Here is a 14168-nt window from a genome sequence, read left to right as displayed (position 1 = left end):
ACAGGATGATTCATTAGACCAATTAGTTTATCCAAAAGGTCGTACTTTAGGAAGAATTGCGTGGCATTTAACAACAAGTATTCCAGAATACTTAGCTAATTTTGGGTTAAAAATCAATGTGGTAGAAAATGCAGAAAACGTCCCAACTTCAGCAAAAGAAATTGCTGAGACATTTAGAAATGTAAGTTCATATTCAGCAAAAATGATTGAAGAACAATGGACGGATGAAACTCTAAAGCAAGTGCAAAATGCATTTGGGAGAGAAGAAACAAATGCTATGATTATTATGGGACTAATCAAACACATCGTTCATCATCGCGGACAAGTTACAGTTCTTATGCGTCAAGCAGGAATAAAACCTTTTGGGGTTTATGGACCACCAAAAGAAGATTGGATTCATTTAGGTGTAGAAAATCCACCACTATAATAACATTGTGCTAACAGGTGCTTTACTTCAATTAAAAGAAGCTGAGATCAGCTTCTTTTTTGTTATGCAGTTAAAGGGGCAGCATTCCTGTAATGAATAAAGTTAATAATGTAAAATCGACAAAGTTTGTGAAAAATATACTTAAACTATCGGGTGCTTATCTAAAATAAGAAATTGCACCCTTGTTTCACCAACGGAGCAGGATTATGGAAGACTTGATTTCGAGATACTGATTAAAGTGTTATGATAAATTCGGAACAAGACTTCTGACGAATGTGTGTTGTTTTGCTTGTAGCCAGATTGTTACCAGAGCAACATACATGGCAAATATCAAAGGAGGCAAAAAAGTATGAAAATCATTGTTACCAGTATATTCGTACAAGATCAAGACAAGGCACTGGAGTTTTATTCAGAAACCTTGGGCTTTGTAAAAAAGCATGACGTTCCCGCAGGAGAATTTAGGTGGATAACGCTTGTTTCTCCCGATGAACAAGATGGTACTGAGCTTTTGCTCGAACCGAATAACCATCCAGCCGCCAAAGAGTATCAAAAGAAGATATTTGCCGAAGGCATCCCAGCAACAATGTTTGGCGTTGCAGATATTCGTAAAGAGTACGACCGATTATTGGAAAACGGCGTGAATTTTACTATGGAGCCGACAAAAATGGGCGAAGTCACAATAGCTGTCTTCGACGATACATGCGGCAACCTTATTCAGATAATGCAGAAGTAACTTTATTTCGAAATAGTTGTTCGGTGAAGTGTTTTTATCAACAATTAAACAACAATTTTATGTTAACCCTGTTCTAATTTTAGGACTGCGTTATACATTTTTAAGGTTTAATAATAAATGACAAATCTCCCTTTCCAAGGACAATGGCAGAACGATTTGACTAATTAATACAATTCTTTTCAAGAGAAACAATTTCTTCTATTCTACAACCTGTTGAAACATAAATTCGAATAATGATTTTTTCATTGGAGTAAAACAGACTTCCCTCAAATGTTCAATTTCTTTCTCCGTGAGGAATTTTGGAATCCTTTTTCCTTGTTTAGGTTCTTTGATTTTCGCACCTGTATTTTTGGGTATATGCCCTTCCTCGTGTGACCAACGAAATATCGATTTAATGAATCGAATTCGATCCAGCTAAACTTGATGGCTTTAGGTGTTTACTGGATTTTGCTAAGTATTCCTTCAACTGATCAGTCGTCACAGATTCAATATTCACATCGTTAAAGTGTTGGATAAGTAGCTTAGATTGGAGCCTATACGCTTTTAATGTCTGAGGAGAAAATCCTTCAACCTTTTATCCGATTCACAAAGTTCCCAGGCTTTTGATAATAACAAAATAATTCCTCCTTATCGGTTATTTTAGAGGAATTGTTGCCTTGATTATAGAAATGAAAACGGTAGGTATTGAACTATCGGGCAGGAACTTACAAGAAGAGTCTCGAAGTAGCTTAGACAAGAAGTCAGCCGCAAGCACATCCCTTCGCTAAGAAAGGCATTTCTAAGCTTAGGACTTCGCCTGTAAGTCTTGGAAATACTTAAACCATTATGAGTAAAAACAATAAGGGGGAAACTAATATGACAGAGAGAAATAAAGTCAGCAATAAAAAGGGATTGTCACTAGAACAACGTGAAGAATTACTCAGAGCATTGAAAGCCCGTTTTGAGAAAAACATGAACCGCCATAAAGGTCTTGAATGGGCTAAAGTCCAAGCAAAGCTTGAAGCTAATACTGAAAAACTGTGGTCGCTCAGTGAAATGGAAAGAACTGGAGGTGAACCAAATGTTGTTGGTCATGATAAAAAGAAGGACGAATACATTTTTTATGATTGTTCAGCGGAAAGTCCTAAAGGTCGCAGAAGTGTTTGTTACGACCGCGAAGCGCTGGAGTCAAGGAAAAAACATAAACCAGAAAATAACGCTATTGATATGGCAACTGCCATGGGCATTGAACTATTAACGGAAGAACAATATCGAGCGTTGCAGAAACTTGAAAATTTTGATAAGAAAACGTCGAGTTGGGTGCAAACACCCTCTAATATTAGAGAACTCGGCGGTGCCCTTTTTTGTGATTTTCGCTTCGGGCACGTTTTCGTGTATCACAACGGTGCGGACTCTTACTATGCTGCCAGAGGGTTCCGTGGCTCGCTAAGGGTCTAAATTTTGCATAGAAAGCTAAATGGTAGTGGTTAAGAAAGAAATTTAGAGTTTATTACAAGTTAATTGATAAGGATGTTGTTATTTTAGCAGTCCTTTTCCCAGGTGAAAACTAAACACAAGATACATTCGGACCATATAATTAAATTTTGATATGGTCTTTTCTATGGCGTTTTGATTTTCTTAATTAAATAAAAAAGAGGATTTGTGAAGTTATTCACTTAAGTTAACGGGGGCTTTACTTCATTACCAAGCGAATCAGTAGCTCCTATTGTTATGCAACAAACGGTGCAGGGCAGGTTAAAGAAGGGATTTGGACTACGAAAAAAAGACATTCTGTTTTCAAGAATGTCTTTTATTAATTTATTATTGTATTTTCAGTTTTTCTTTTTCAACAATATCCTTAGCAATATCTTCAATGGTTACATTTCCCAGTACCTTTTCCATAGCAAATTGAGCTGTTGACAATACAGGAGTGATCGAATCTTGAATGTTCCTGCCCACAAGGCAATCAGGGTGCGGATTTTCATGCACACTAAACAATTCTTTTTCCTGCACAACATCGACCGCCTTATAAACGTTAAGTAATGTTATATAAGAAGGTTCCTTGGCTAGTTTTGCCCCTGCAATACCAGGTTGTACTTCAATTAACCCTGCCTTTTTTAACATACCCATAATTTTTCTTATCAAGGTTGGGTTCGTGTTTACGCTCCCCGCTAAGAACTCCGATGAGCTTATTCCCTCTTTATTTAATTCAATAAGAGCTAATATATGAACACCAACGGTAAATCGGCTGCTGATGGACATATCATTCACCTACCTTTTACTTCATCGCAAAGTTTATTACACAGATTAATCATGTATTTAATTTGATTACAACGTATTATACCTTAAAATTTGAAGAAAATATAAAAGGTTTATAAATTGGTTGACAAGACAACTACATGTATCTATTATAAATACATGTATTAGAAATAGATACAGGTTAATGGATGTTTAATTTGAATATAAAAAATTATTGGAGGAATACCAAATGAAAATATTAGTAACAGGAGCAACAGGAAAGTTGGGAACGAAAGTTGTAGAAACTTTATTGAAAACTGTACCAGCTAATCAACTGGCTGTAAGTGTGCGAAATCCAGAGAAAGCTGAAGAATTAAGAACTCGCGGAGTAGACGTACGTCAAGGAGATTTTGATCGTCCAGAAACATTGGATACAGCTTTTGCAGGAATTGATCGCTTGTTAATTATTTCTGCGGATGGAGACAATGAAACAAGGATACGTCAGCATTCAAATGCGGTAGTTGCGGCAGAGCGTGCTGGAGTTAAATTTATTGCTTATACTAGCTTGGCCAATGCTAAGGAAAGTAAAAATTTTCTTGCTCCAACGCATCAGGCAACAGAAGAATCCATTCTGAAAACAGGCATTCCATACTCCTTCTTACGCAACAACTGGTATTTGGAGAATGAAATTTCAAGTATTCAAGGTGTTCAAGCAGGAGCTCCTTGGGTGACATCAGCAGGAAATGGCAAGGTAGGATGGGCACTACAACAAGATTATGCAGAAGCTGCGGCATCGGTACTATCTGGTAACGGACACGAAAATACAATCTATGAGCTTTCTGGCAAGTTATTGACTCAGGAAGAACTTGCATTTGCAGTTGGTAATGTATTGGGTAAAGAAGTACCTGTTCAACAGGTTGATGATGCTACTTATGCTGATATTATGAAAAGTGTTGGCTTACCTGATTTCCTTATTCCTATGCTCATTGATATCCAAAAAGGCGTTCGAGAAGGCACACTTGAAGTAGAAAGCAATGATTTTGAAAAACTTATTGGACGGTCAGCTACACCAATTAGTGAGGGCTTAACTCAAATCATTAAAGGTATCTCTTAAACAGCATAATTGAACTTAATTTAAACTAGAAAGGTCGGTCGGTTTTAAATATAAGAATCATGCAACGCCAATAAGAGATTACTTGTATTCAATATGTAAAATTTTCATGGGGAAGGTTGCTAAGGCAGCCTTTTTCTTAAAGAGCTAAAGGGGCAGTTTAGTTGTGCGAAATGTTCCTATTTTAAATGGAGGATGTTTACATCTCTCTGGTAAAGGCTAGGCAATTCCTTCAAAAAAAGCCGATTCACATTCTATATTGGAATGTGAATCGGCTTTTTTTGATGAATCTATTTTGTCACTTTGAAAAAATGACAAGTTTTTTAGTGGCCTCGGGTGACTAGCAAGTCCTTTTTTTATTTGCATGAGATTCTCATGCAGAATTCTGTACAAATTCATTGCAAAGTTCTTTACTTCTATTCTGCATTACACAGGTGCAGAGCATTTAATAGTAAGAATACATCTACATTACCTTATGATAGTAGGTTTTTCTGTTTATTTGTTTGGATTATTGGGATAAATCACAAAAAAAGGGAGAAGATGAAATTAGAAACAATAACCAAAGGGGAAAATGAGAAATCATGAAATCTTTACTGGTAGATATAAATGAGGCATTTAAAAATGCAGAAGACTTTTTCAAAGAACCATTTACTGTAGATAGCGAAGCCGTCCTTTTGCTTGGTTTAAATTCACTAGTTGACCTTGTAAATACAAAAGAAATGTTGAAAAAAGGGATGGACCCCACTACTGAAATAACACTAGTAAAAAGAACTTTTTTCAACAGAAGGCTGGTTGAAATAAATTGTGAAGAAGCAATTGATTCTATTCTTCAAGGAAAACTCATTGTGTTTTCAAAAGAACAAAATAAAATGTTCCTGTTCGAACCACTTCCTAAGGAATTGAACCGTTCTATTGAACAGCCGACTAATGAAAACGTAATACAAGGTCCCTTAGATTCTTTTATCGAAGATATGTCAACAAATATAGGATTAGTGAGAAAAAAAGTTTACTCGGACCAACTTTCTGTTAAGACTTATACAGTCGGAAGTGATCAAAAAAAGAAGTTAACAATCGTTTATTTGGAAAACTGTGCAGATAAAGATATGATCAAAAAAATTATTTCACATATTGAAGTAAATCAACAGAAAAATATTTTCTATCTTCAGCATCTTTATCGTTTTATGGGTATCCGAAAATGGGAGGTTATTCCTCAGTTTAATATGACAGAAATGCCTTTGGAAACAGTAGATTGTCTAAACAAAGGAAGGGTTATTCTATTTGTTGATGGGTTTCCCTTCGCGCTTATCTTGCCGCATCTTTTATGGGATATGTTTGCCCAGGCAAATGACCGTAACTATTCTATCCCCATAATGAGCGCTATGCGGTTCTTACGTGTTCTGGGTGCTTTTGTTACCCTTACCTTTCCAGCCCTCTATGTAGCACTGGTTGCGGTAAATCCTGAGGTATTAAAAGTTGAACTGGCTCTATCGATTGCTCAGAGCAGGGAAGGAATACCCTATCCTCCCTTTGTTGAAATGACGCTAATGCTCCTTATTATAGAATTAATTGTTGAAGCGAGTATAAGACTTCCGCTTAGTATCGGTCCAACCGTCACAATGGTAGGGGGAATTGTCATCGGACAGGCAGTAGTGGATGCAAAACTAGTCAGCAACCTTTTAATTATCGTTGTGGCAGCAACTTCAATTGCGAATTCAACCGTTATTGGATTTCAAAATGCGTTAATTCTTCGCTTACTTAAGTATGTAATTGTTATTTTTGCGTCGATTTATGGAGTGTTGGGTGTATTAACCGGTTTGGTATTCATAAGCGCTTATTTTGCAAGTCGAGTGATATTTGGAATTCCATACACTAGTTTTGCTAAGAGGAGGAGGGAAATTGGATAAAAGCCTTCAGGTCATATGCATGGGGGCAATGTCCCATTTGGGCCTTATGTTTTTCATTTATCCGGAAAGAATCATTACCAGTACACATCAAGGTCATTGGGAACCGATTTTAATCCAAAGTCTTATATTTATTTTCTTTTTATGGCTTTACCTAAAGGGTCTGTCTTATTTTCCTCAACAAGATATCATCAGTATTTTGAAGGGCATAGGTAAAACTCTTTCTTTCATCTTACTATTTCCTGTCCTACTTTACTTTATCGTAACTACTATTGAACTCATTAACGCTTATGCAGAATTGACCACGATTATCTTTTTAGCCAATACCCCTACATGGGCAATCTTTACATTAATAATTCTTATTTCTACTTATATTGCTGTAAAAGGAATCGAAACCATTTTACGCACAAGCATATTAATCTTCAGCATTTTCTTTCCGTTAATCCTACTGATGAATGTGTTTTAGAGACGCATCGTACTGATCATTTGGTTTATCTTTGTGATAAGGAACATAGGGAATAAGTGATCGGATGTGTGCTTGTAAGTCTGCCGTATGACTTTTTTCAAGTTGTAATTTCAAATCAGCTAATTCCTCTTCAGTTGCGTATATTCTAAAGTTTGGATTTTCTTCAATCAGCGGCTTTTCAAGAATATCTCCACTTACGAGATCAACGAAATAGGCTTGTTTTTCGGAATTCATCATGTCCATCTCCTCATTTTCTTTAGTACTATTCTTTTACCACAATTTTGAATGTTTTAACCCTATTCACTGAAAAGGAAACTATTATAATGGTATAATGAACCAATTAGAAAGAGGATTGGAGAGGATACCATGCGAAAAAAAGCTCTATTATTTCTACTTGCTTTAAGTCTGTTAGCGGGTTGTACAACACGTGCCTATGAGACGAACATGGAGTTAGGCAGGAATGAATTAAAGAAACAACATTATTTAGAAGCTTCTGAAGCATTCGATAAGGCTTATCAAGATAATGATTCCGCTGAAGCAAAAGATCTTCGTAACATGTCAGCAGCTATGAGTAAAGCAATGACCGCCTATGAAACGTCAGATTATCCAACTGCTCTTACTTTATTAGATAAAGTAATCAAGTATAAAACGAGTGAGTCTGAGGGGAAAGACGTTCATAAACAAGCGAAAGAGCTGAAGAAGGAAGTAAGTAAAGCCATAAAAGAAAGTGAAGAAATGACATTAAAACTAGAAGAAGGAAAAGTTTTGCTTTCGCAAAAACAATATAAAGAGGCACACAGCCTTTTCCGAGAAGTGACTGAATCAAATCAGCCATCGACAAGTAAGCTTAAGAGTGAAGCAAAAAAACTGATTGATAAAACGGTACAAAGCGAGGATCAAACAGGAAACACTTCTGAAACGGAGAAACCTGAAGAAACGGACAAACAATCTGAAACTAAAGAAACCAATGAGTCCACGGAATTAACCAAAGAAGAAGGCAAAGAATTAGTTGCCGAATTTATTAAGATGAACGACTCATCAAATTTAACGATACAATTTGATCGAGAAGATGAAAAAGGCAATTATATTTTTCAAGTTTACGAAATTGTCATAGACAACGCAGAAACAAAAGAAGGCCATACTGCCACATGGGGCTGGTACAGCGTTAACCCCAAAACAAAAGAAGTTGAAGATTTAATGTAGCAAAGGAGCTTTTCGGAGCTCTTTTTTTTATGCACGGAATCACATTTTGGCTGGTGAGTGGGTTCAGATGTGAAGTTTCCTCGCCGGATTTTGCTCTGAAAAGAGAAGAGAGTCATTTTGGAAAAAACAATTATACCCACAGGGGTAATTTTCAACTGATAAAAGGCTTCAGACGGGAATAACGGTCTTCCAGACGGGAATAACAAGTTTTCCCCCCAACCCAATATTAAGCAGGAATTCCATTCTGGAGAGCGAATGTGATTTATATGTGATTTAAGAATGGGGGAGTTGTTGATGACGGAAGAGTATCTTGTACTGGATGGTGCTGAGCCTTTCTTTTTCGAAGGTAATGATATCGGCGTTTTACTATGTCATGGCTTTACCGGAACAACACAGAGTATGAAGCCGCTTGGTGAAGCGTATGCTAAGGCTGGCTATACTTGTCTGCGGGCCGCGTCTTAAGGGGCATGGCACTCATTATGAAGAAATGGAACGGACAAAGATGGAAGATTGGATGGCGTCGGTTGAGGAAGGATTAGTTTGGCTGAAGGATCGCTGTGAGACCATCTTCTTGACGGGTCTCTCGATGGGAGGGACACTCACACTCTACTTGGCTGAAAAGTATTCAGATATTAAAGGAATTGTCCTTATTAATGCGGCGGTGGAGCTGCCGCAATTGGAAATGGCTCAGCATATAACCGATACACGTTTTCTCAATGCAATTGGCTCTGATATTAAACTGGTTGGCAATCAGGAGCTGGCTTATATGAAAACGCCGGTTCGTTCAATAAAGGAACTGATAAAGTTAACGGACGCAGTCAGCAGAAAGTTAAACAAGGTTAGTTGCCCTGTCTTACTATTTGTTTCAATAGAAGACCATGTAGTACCTCCAAATAATACACAAATTATTTATGATAGAATCAGTGCAAATGATAAAAAAATAATTACGCTTAAAAACAGTTACCATGTGGCGACGCTGGATAATGATCAAGGAATTATTATTAGTGAAACCTTAGCGTTTATAAAACGAGCAGCAAATAGTAATAGCTTGTAATTATGAGGTACAGCTGTTTTTATGAAAGCATCTTTTTCGCATACTTATGGTATAAAAGTTGTAAATATTGCTAAATACCCGTAATTTTAAAGGTAATAACGATTGTTGAAGGAGATTTGAGCAAATGAAGATCCTTGTAATAGAAGATAATGAAAGTGTCTGTTCGATGCTGGAGATGTTTTTTGCAAAAGAAGGGATTACTGGCGAATTCGTAATGAATGGGCTTGATGGTTACAATCGGTATCTTTCAGGAAAATGGGATGTGCTGATTCTTGATTGGATGCTGCCGGGGATGGATGGAGTAGCTATTTGTCGGAAAATAAGGAGTGCAAAGGATACCATTCCAATCATAATGTTGACGGCAAAAGACAGCGAATCTGATCAGGTGCTGGGTCTGGAACTGGGGGCAGATGATTATGTAACGAAGCCGTTTAGTCCGTTGGCGTTAATGGCGAGGATTAAGGCAGTAACAAGGAGATATCAAAGTGGGAGTGCGGAGCAAAAGGAACAACATATGCTTGAAACGAAGTATCTAAGGATTAATAAAGATACAAGAGAAGTCTTCCTAGATGATAAGCCAATTACAAATTTGACACCAAAAGAATTTGATTTGCTTTCGTATTTTGTACAGTCACCTCGGCAAGTGTTTTCGCGAGACCAGCTGCTGGAGCGTGTATGGGGTTATCAATTTTATGGTGATGAACGGACCGTGGATGTTCATATAAAAAGGCTGCGAAATAAAATAGGATCACCGGCACGTCCTATGCTTCATACGGTTTGGGGTGTCGGGTATAAATTCGATGAAAGTGGAGCGGGGTATGAGAATTAAATATCTTTATCAACTGCTGGGAAGTAATATTATTATCTTGATTGTCGCTTTTCTTATTTTAAGTTTGCTGTTTGCGAAATACGTTGAACAGCTTGTTTATGAAAATACAACGAATGAACTGATTACATATGGCGAAGAAATCTTAACGGAGTTTGAAAATAATCCAAGAGGTCAATCTACAGTACTTAATCAGTATGCTTCTGTTCTTGATGATCGGGATATCTTTTTTAGTGTGTTTGATCAGAATCGCGACATTGTTTATCCTTATTCAGGTCGTTTGTCGCGTTTTGAGCCAAGCAATCAAGAGTGGGAGAAATTAGCACGGGGTGACACAGTCATTATCCGTCAAGAAAGTAAACGCTTTGAACAGGAAGTTTCACTCGTTGTCCTTCCTTATATCCAAGCAGGGACACTGGTCGGTGGAATCTTACTAATTGCCCCAGTCAGCGGTTCAAGAGAAATGATCAGCGAAATTAACCAGTATCTTGTTATTACTGTACTAATTGCTCTCACGATCTCCTTCCTATTAAGCTGGCTGCTCTCAAGGGTGCACGTCAAACGAATTCAACGGATTCGTGATGCCGCCTCGATGATTGCGAGTGGGAATTATAATGTTCATGTCCCATCAGCTAATTTTGATGAAATCGGTGATCTTGGAAATGATTTTAATGAGATGGCAGGAAAGTTGAAAGCTTCTAATGAAGAAATTGAAAATTTAGAGAGCAGAAGACGGCAGTTTATGGCGGATGTTTCTCATGAACTAAGGACACCTTTGACCACAATCAGCGGGATGCTTGAAGGCTTAAGAGATGACATGATTCCCGAAAAAGAGAAACTGAAGGGTGTTAACCTTGCGAGTCAGGAAGCAAAACGGCTGATTCGCTTAGTTAATGAAAACTTAGATTATGAAAAAGTTCGTTCTAATCAAATAAAACTGATTAAAGAATCAATACAGCTGCACGAGTTGATGGAAGTGATAAAAGAACATCTCAACATTCAGGCAGCGAATAAACAAAACGAAATACTTGTCGAAGCTGCTGAAGAAGTACTCGTGTATGCGGATTACGACAGGTTGATTCAAATCTTGATTAATATTACTAAAAACAGCATACAATTTACGGATAATGGAACCATTTGGCTCAGAGGAAGAGAGAGTAATAAGGAAACGATTATTGAAATTGAAGATTCAGGAATTGGCATTGATCCGGATGATATCCAAACAATCTGGCGTCGATTTTATAAAGCTGATCTTTCTCGGACAAATAATCCATATGGGGAATTTGGACTTGGGTTGTCAATTGTAAAAAAATTAGTTGAACTGCATGGGGGAAGGATAGAAGTATCTAGTATAAAAGGAAAAGGGACAATATTTACAATTTACTTACCTCTATTAGATTAGTGAAGGATAAGACTTGGCTTTTAAAAGCCAATGTCTTATTTTTTTTACATCATTTCATTCGGGTTTCATGAATTGTTAATAAATTTTTAATAATTGATGGTTATGATGATACCAAGATAACCAAAAAATAAAAATGAGGTGTGAAAAGATATGGAAAACAACATTGAAACAGAAAGAATTGAACAGACTCCTGAGGTTACTCAAACGACTCGGAAAGAACAAAAGAGGAAGTCTATCTGGTTTTCATCGCTCACATCGGGAATTGTCGGTTCATTGTTAACTTGTTCAGTATTTGTTTTTGGGGCTGATTATATGGATTTTAATCAAACGTCTCAGAATGATACGCAGGGTGCTGCACTTATAGAAGGGAAAAATGATTCTGCTTTGCTGCCTGTAAAAAAAACTTCATATAGTAATGATAACTCTGGTATAGCAGATATGGTTGAAAAAGCGTCTAATTCGATTGTTGGAGTAATTAATTATCAACAGCAGCAAAGCTCATACAGCGGTGGGATGTTTCCAAATTCCAGCTCAAGTGACAGTTCATCAGAGGTAGAGAGTGGAACAGGTTCAGGGGTTATGTACAAAAAGGTAGGAAATAAAGCGTATATTATCACAAATAATCACGTGATAGAGAATGCGAGTAAGGTTGAGGTTTCTCTCGATGACGGCGTAAAGACAGCGGCAGAGGTTGTTGGTTCAGATGCGTTAACGGATCTTGCGGTTATTTCGATTGATGCTTCTAAGGCACCTGATAAAATTAGTTTTGGAAATTCTGATGCGATTCGTACAGGGGACTCCGTTATTGCGATAGGTAATCCGCTTGGTCTAGATTTATCACGTACAGTAACACAGGGGATTGTTAGTGCAACTGGCCGTTCAATAGATGTCACGACATCAGCAGGTGAATGGAATTTAGATGTTATTCAGACAGATGCAGCGATTAATCCAGGGAACAGCGGAGGAGCACTGATTAACGCGCAAGGTGATGTTATTGGTATTAACAGCTTGAAAATATCTGAAGATGGTGTTGAGGGACTTGGTTTTGCGATTCCAAGTAATGATTTACTCCCAATCGTTGAAGAAATTATTAAGGATGGAAAGGTCACTAGGCCATATTTAGGGGTCAGCCTTGGAAATGTCGGCGAACTTCCTCAAAACTATCAGCAGTCAATTAATCAAGCAGCCGCAGAAGGCGTTATGGTCACAAGTGTTGAGAACGGCTCACCAGCAGCAGAGGGCGGACTTATGCAAAAGGACATCATTACAGAAATTAATGGTACGAAAATCACAACTACATCAGAATTAAGAAAATATTTATATAAAAATGGAAAAGTCGGTCAAGAAATGAGCTTTACCGTGTATCGTGGTGACGATAACAAAACGATAAAAATCAAGTTAGGTAAATCATAACATCCGTACGTAAGCTGTCATTCACCTTATCCGAATTGGGGGCAGGTAAGTGACAGTTTTTTTTTCTGTCCTTGAACAGAACCACAACATTTGCCAATTAAAAAAAGCTTGTTGTTTCGAAATGAATAGTGTAATATATTTACAAATATTCAAAAAAACCCAATAAGGTCGATTGCAATCGTAATAAAACATTTATTACCAAGTTTATTTTTCAGAAATGGATGGTATATAAATACTAGAGTCTATTATAAGGAAGTGATATCATGGTTCAATTTACAGTACGTGTTAATTATCAAGGTAAGCTTTATCAAACCAATGTTCTTGCACATCGTGAAGATGCAGAAGAAGAAATCTATAACAGAGCTTTTGAGCAAGTGCAAAAACAATGGAGAGAATAGAAAGAAGCAGGTCCTCAATAGGATGCCTGCTTCTTTTTATTTTTGATCAAATTTATTATGTTGAAAAAACAATTTTAGCGAATATTGAAGAGAGATAACGAAAGTTAAGAAATGAACAAACTTGAACAATAGTAATTCATCTTTTACGATTAATCCAATTTAAAGTACTCGCTTCCATTATTTGATTGAATTTTAATGAACATTTTGTGACATAAATCTTAATCCATTGTATTTTCTCTTTTATAATACTAAGATAGAATCGTGAGTTTGTGAATATATTAACACTTGCAGTGAAACTGCAAGTTATAATTTTATTTTCGAGGGGAAAGGAGTACAAAATGAAACTAAAGGGAATTTTACTGTTTTTAATTTTCACTATTGTCACCGTGTTAACGGGGTGTGATAATCCGTTACTCGTTCTTGATCCAAAAGGCCCGGTTGCTGAAGAGCAATCAAGTGTTATTAAGTTGTCTATGTTGACAATGGCCGGAGTTGTATTAGTTGTAATTGTTTTATATGCATTCATGCTTACTAAATATCGTGCTTCTAAATCTAGTGCGGACTACGAACCACCGCATATTGAAGGAAATAAATATCTTGAGGCGCTATGGATTGGTATTCCAATCATTATTGTTGCCTGCCTTGGTTGGATAACAGTTGGATCGCTTGATAAAGTCGAGAATGAACAAACTGGTTATACTGAAGATAAACTAACTATTTATGCCGTTTCATCTAATTTTAAATGGCACTTTAGCTATCCAGAAGAGGATATAGAAACGGTTAACTATTTGAACATCCCAACAGATCGACCACTTGAATTCAAATTATACTCGTATGGCCCTATTTCAAGTCTATGGATTCCACAACTTGGAGGTCAAAAGTATGCAATGAGTGACATGGTTAATACCCTGCATTTAGCGGCAGACGTTCCTGGAACTTATATGGGTAGAAACGCTAACTTCAGTGGTAAAGGATTTGCTCATATGGAGTTTGAAGCATTAGCTATGCCTCCTGCTG

Annotated in this window: 15 protein-coding genes and 1 pseudogene; 13 read left to right on the top strand and 3 right to left on the bottom strand. The window is 37.1% G+C overall.

The window, feature by feature from the left end; genetic code table 11:
* Together WYK_RS21520 and WYK_RS21515 are read left to right on the top strand one after the other, a co-directional pair.
* On the top strand, window positions 1-427 hold a 427-nt coding region (locus WYK_RS21520), incomplete at its 5' end, for a DinB family protein (RefSeq protein ID WP_040376482.1).
* A gap of 349 nt (window positions 428-776) precedes the next feature.
* Window positions 777-1160, top strand: coding sequence for a VOC family protein (locus WYK_RS21515; RefSeq protein ID WP_040376481.1), 384 nt, complete (start codon window positions 777-779; stop codon window positions 1158-1160).
* A 391-nt stretch (window positions 1161-1551) separates the two neighbouring features.
* Here the strand turns inward: WYK_RS21515 and WYK_RS25895 are convergent, their stop codons facing one another.
* Entirely contained in the window at window positions 1552-1674 is a 123-nt protein-coding gene (locus tag WYK_RS25895) for a hypothetical protein (protein WP_235782582.1), read from the bottom strand.
* Between the two features lie 341 nt (window positions 1675-2015).
* Here WYK_RS25895 and WYK_RS21510 point away from each other — a divergent pair, with 341 nt between their 5' ends.
* Entirely contained in the window at window positions 2016-2597 is a 582-nt protein-coding gene (locus WYK_RS21510) for a DUF4256 domain-containing protein (protein WP_040376480.1), read from the top strand.
* A gap of 363 nt (window positions 2598-2960) precedes the next feature.
* Here WYK_RS21510 and WYK_RS21505 read toward each other — a convergent pair whose 3' ends face one another.
* Window positions 2961-3401 carry an Rrf2 family transcriptional regulator gene (locus WYK_RS21505; protein WP_040376479.1) on the bottom strand — a complete coding sequence of 147 codons (441 nt, stop codon included), beginning with the start codon at window positions 3399-3401 and terminating at the stop codon, window positions 2961-2963.
* A 226-nt stretch (window positions 3402-3627) separates the two neighbouring features.
* Between WYK_RS21505 and WYK_RS21500 the strand changes: the two genes are divergently transcribed.
* The 3 genes from WYK_RS21500 (at window position 3628) to WYK_RS21490 (ending at window position 6855) form a co-directional block, all read left to right on the top strand.
* A complete protein-coding gene (locus WYK_RS21500; protein WP_040376478.1) occupies window positions 3628-4491 on the top strand; it encodes an SDR family oxidoreductase in 864 nt (287 codons plus the stop codon).
* A gap of 578 nt (window positions 4492-5069) precedes the next feature.
* Window positions 5070-6392 (top strand): spore germination protein, encoded by a 1323-nt coding sequence (locus WYK_RS21495; RefSeq protein ID WP_040376477.1) that lies wholly within the window; start codon window positions 5070-5072, stop codon window positions 6390-6392.
* Complete coding sequence (locus tag WYK_RS21490) at window positions 6385-6855, top strand: GerAB/ArcD/ProY family transporter (protein WP_051387827.1); 471 nt, start codon at window positions 6385-6387, stop codon at window positions 6853-6855. Before WYK_RS21495 ends, WYK_RS21490 begins: the two co-directional genes overlap by 8 nt.
* Here WYK_RS21490 and WYK_RS21485 read toward each other — a convergent pair.
* A complete protein-coding gene (locus WYK_RS21485) occupies window positions 6835-7092 on the bottom strand; it encodes a hypothetical protein (protein ID WP_152526532.1) in 258 nt (85 codons plus the stop codon). The two genes, WYK_RS21490 and WYK_RS21485, sit on opposite strands and share 21 nt — an antisense overlap.
* A 129-nt stretch (window positions 7093-7221) precedes the next feature.
* On the opposite strand from WYK_RS21485, the gene WYK_RS21480 reads away from it, so the two are divergent.
* The 7 genes and pseudogenes from WYK_RS21480 to qoxA all read left to right on the top strand — a co-directional run.
* Window positions 7222-8058, top strand: a complete 837-nt coding sequence (locus WYK_RS21480; RefSeq protein ID WP_040373503.1) for a tetratricopeptide repeat protein — start codon at window positions 7222-7224, stop codon at window positions 8056-8058.
* A gap of 294 nt (window positions 8059-8352) precedes the next feature.
* A pseudogene (locus tag WYK_RS21475) lies at window positions 8353-9112 on the top strand (alpha/beta hydrolase).
* Between the two features lie 124 nt (window positions 9113-9236).
* On the top strand, window positions 9237-9941 hold the full coding sequence (locus WYK_RS21470) for a response regulator transcription factor (protein WP_040373504.1): 705 nt from the start codon (window positions 9237-9239) through the stop codon (window positions 9939-9941).
* Window positions 9931-11340 (top strand): sensor histidine kinase, encoded by a 1410-nt coding sequence (locus WYK_RS21465; RefSeq protein WP_040373505.1) that lies wholly within the window; start codon window positions 9931-9933, stop codon window positions 11338-11340. Before WYK_RS21470 ends, WYK_RS21465 begins: the two co-directional genes overlap by 11 nt.
* Window positions 11341-11490: 150 nt before the next feature.
* Entirely contained in the window at window positions 11491-12753 is a 1263-nt protein-coding gene (locus tag WYK_RS21460; RefSeq protein WP_051387315.1) for a S1C family serine protease, read from the top strand.
* A 263-nt stretch (window positions 12754-13016) separates the two neighbouring features.
* Complete coding sequence (locus tag WYK_RS21455) at window positions 13017-13151, top strand: BA3454 family stress response protein (RefSeq protein ID WP_040373506.1); 135 nt, start codon at window positions 13017-13019, stop codon at window positions 13149-13151.
* Between the two features lie 338 nt (window positions 13152-13489).
* Window positions 13490-14168 (top strand): cytochrome aa3 quinol oxidase subunit II (qoxA, locus tag WYK_RS21450; RefSeq protein WP_040373507.1); only part of this gene is annotated, 679 nt, incomplete at its 3' end.

Origin of the sequence: Peribacillus psychrosaccharolyticus ATCC 23296, from assembly GCF_000305495.1 — a bacterium.
Lineage (GTDB): Bacteria > Bacillota > Bacilli > Bacillales > DSM-1321 > Peribacillus > Peribacillus psychrosaccharolyticus.
Note: the sequence above shows the minus strand (reverse complement) of the source record. Positions and strands in the feature narration are given on the sequence as shown.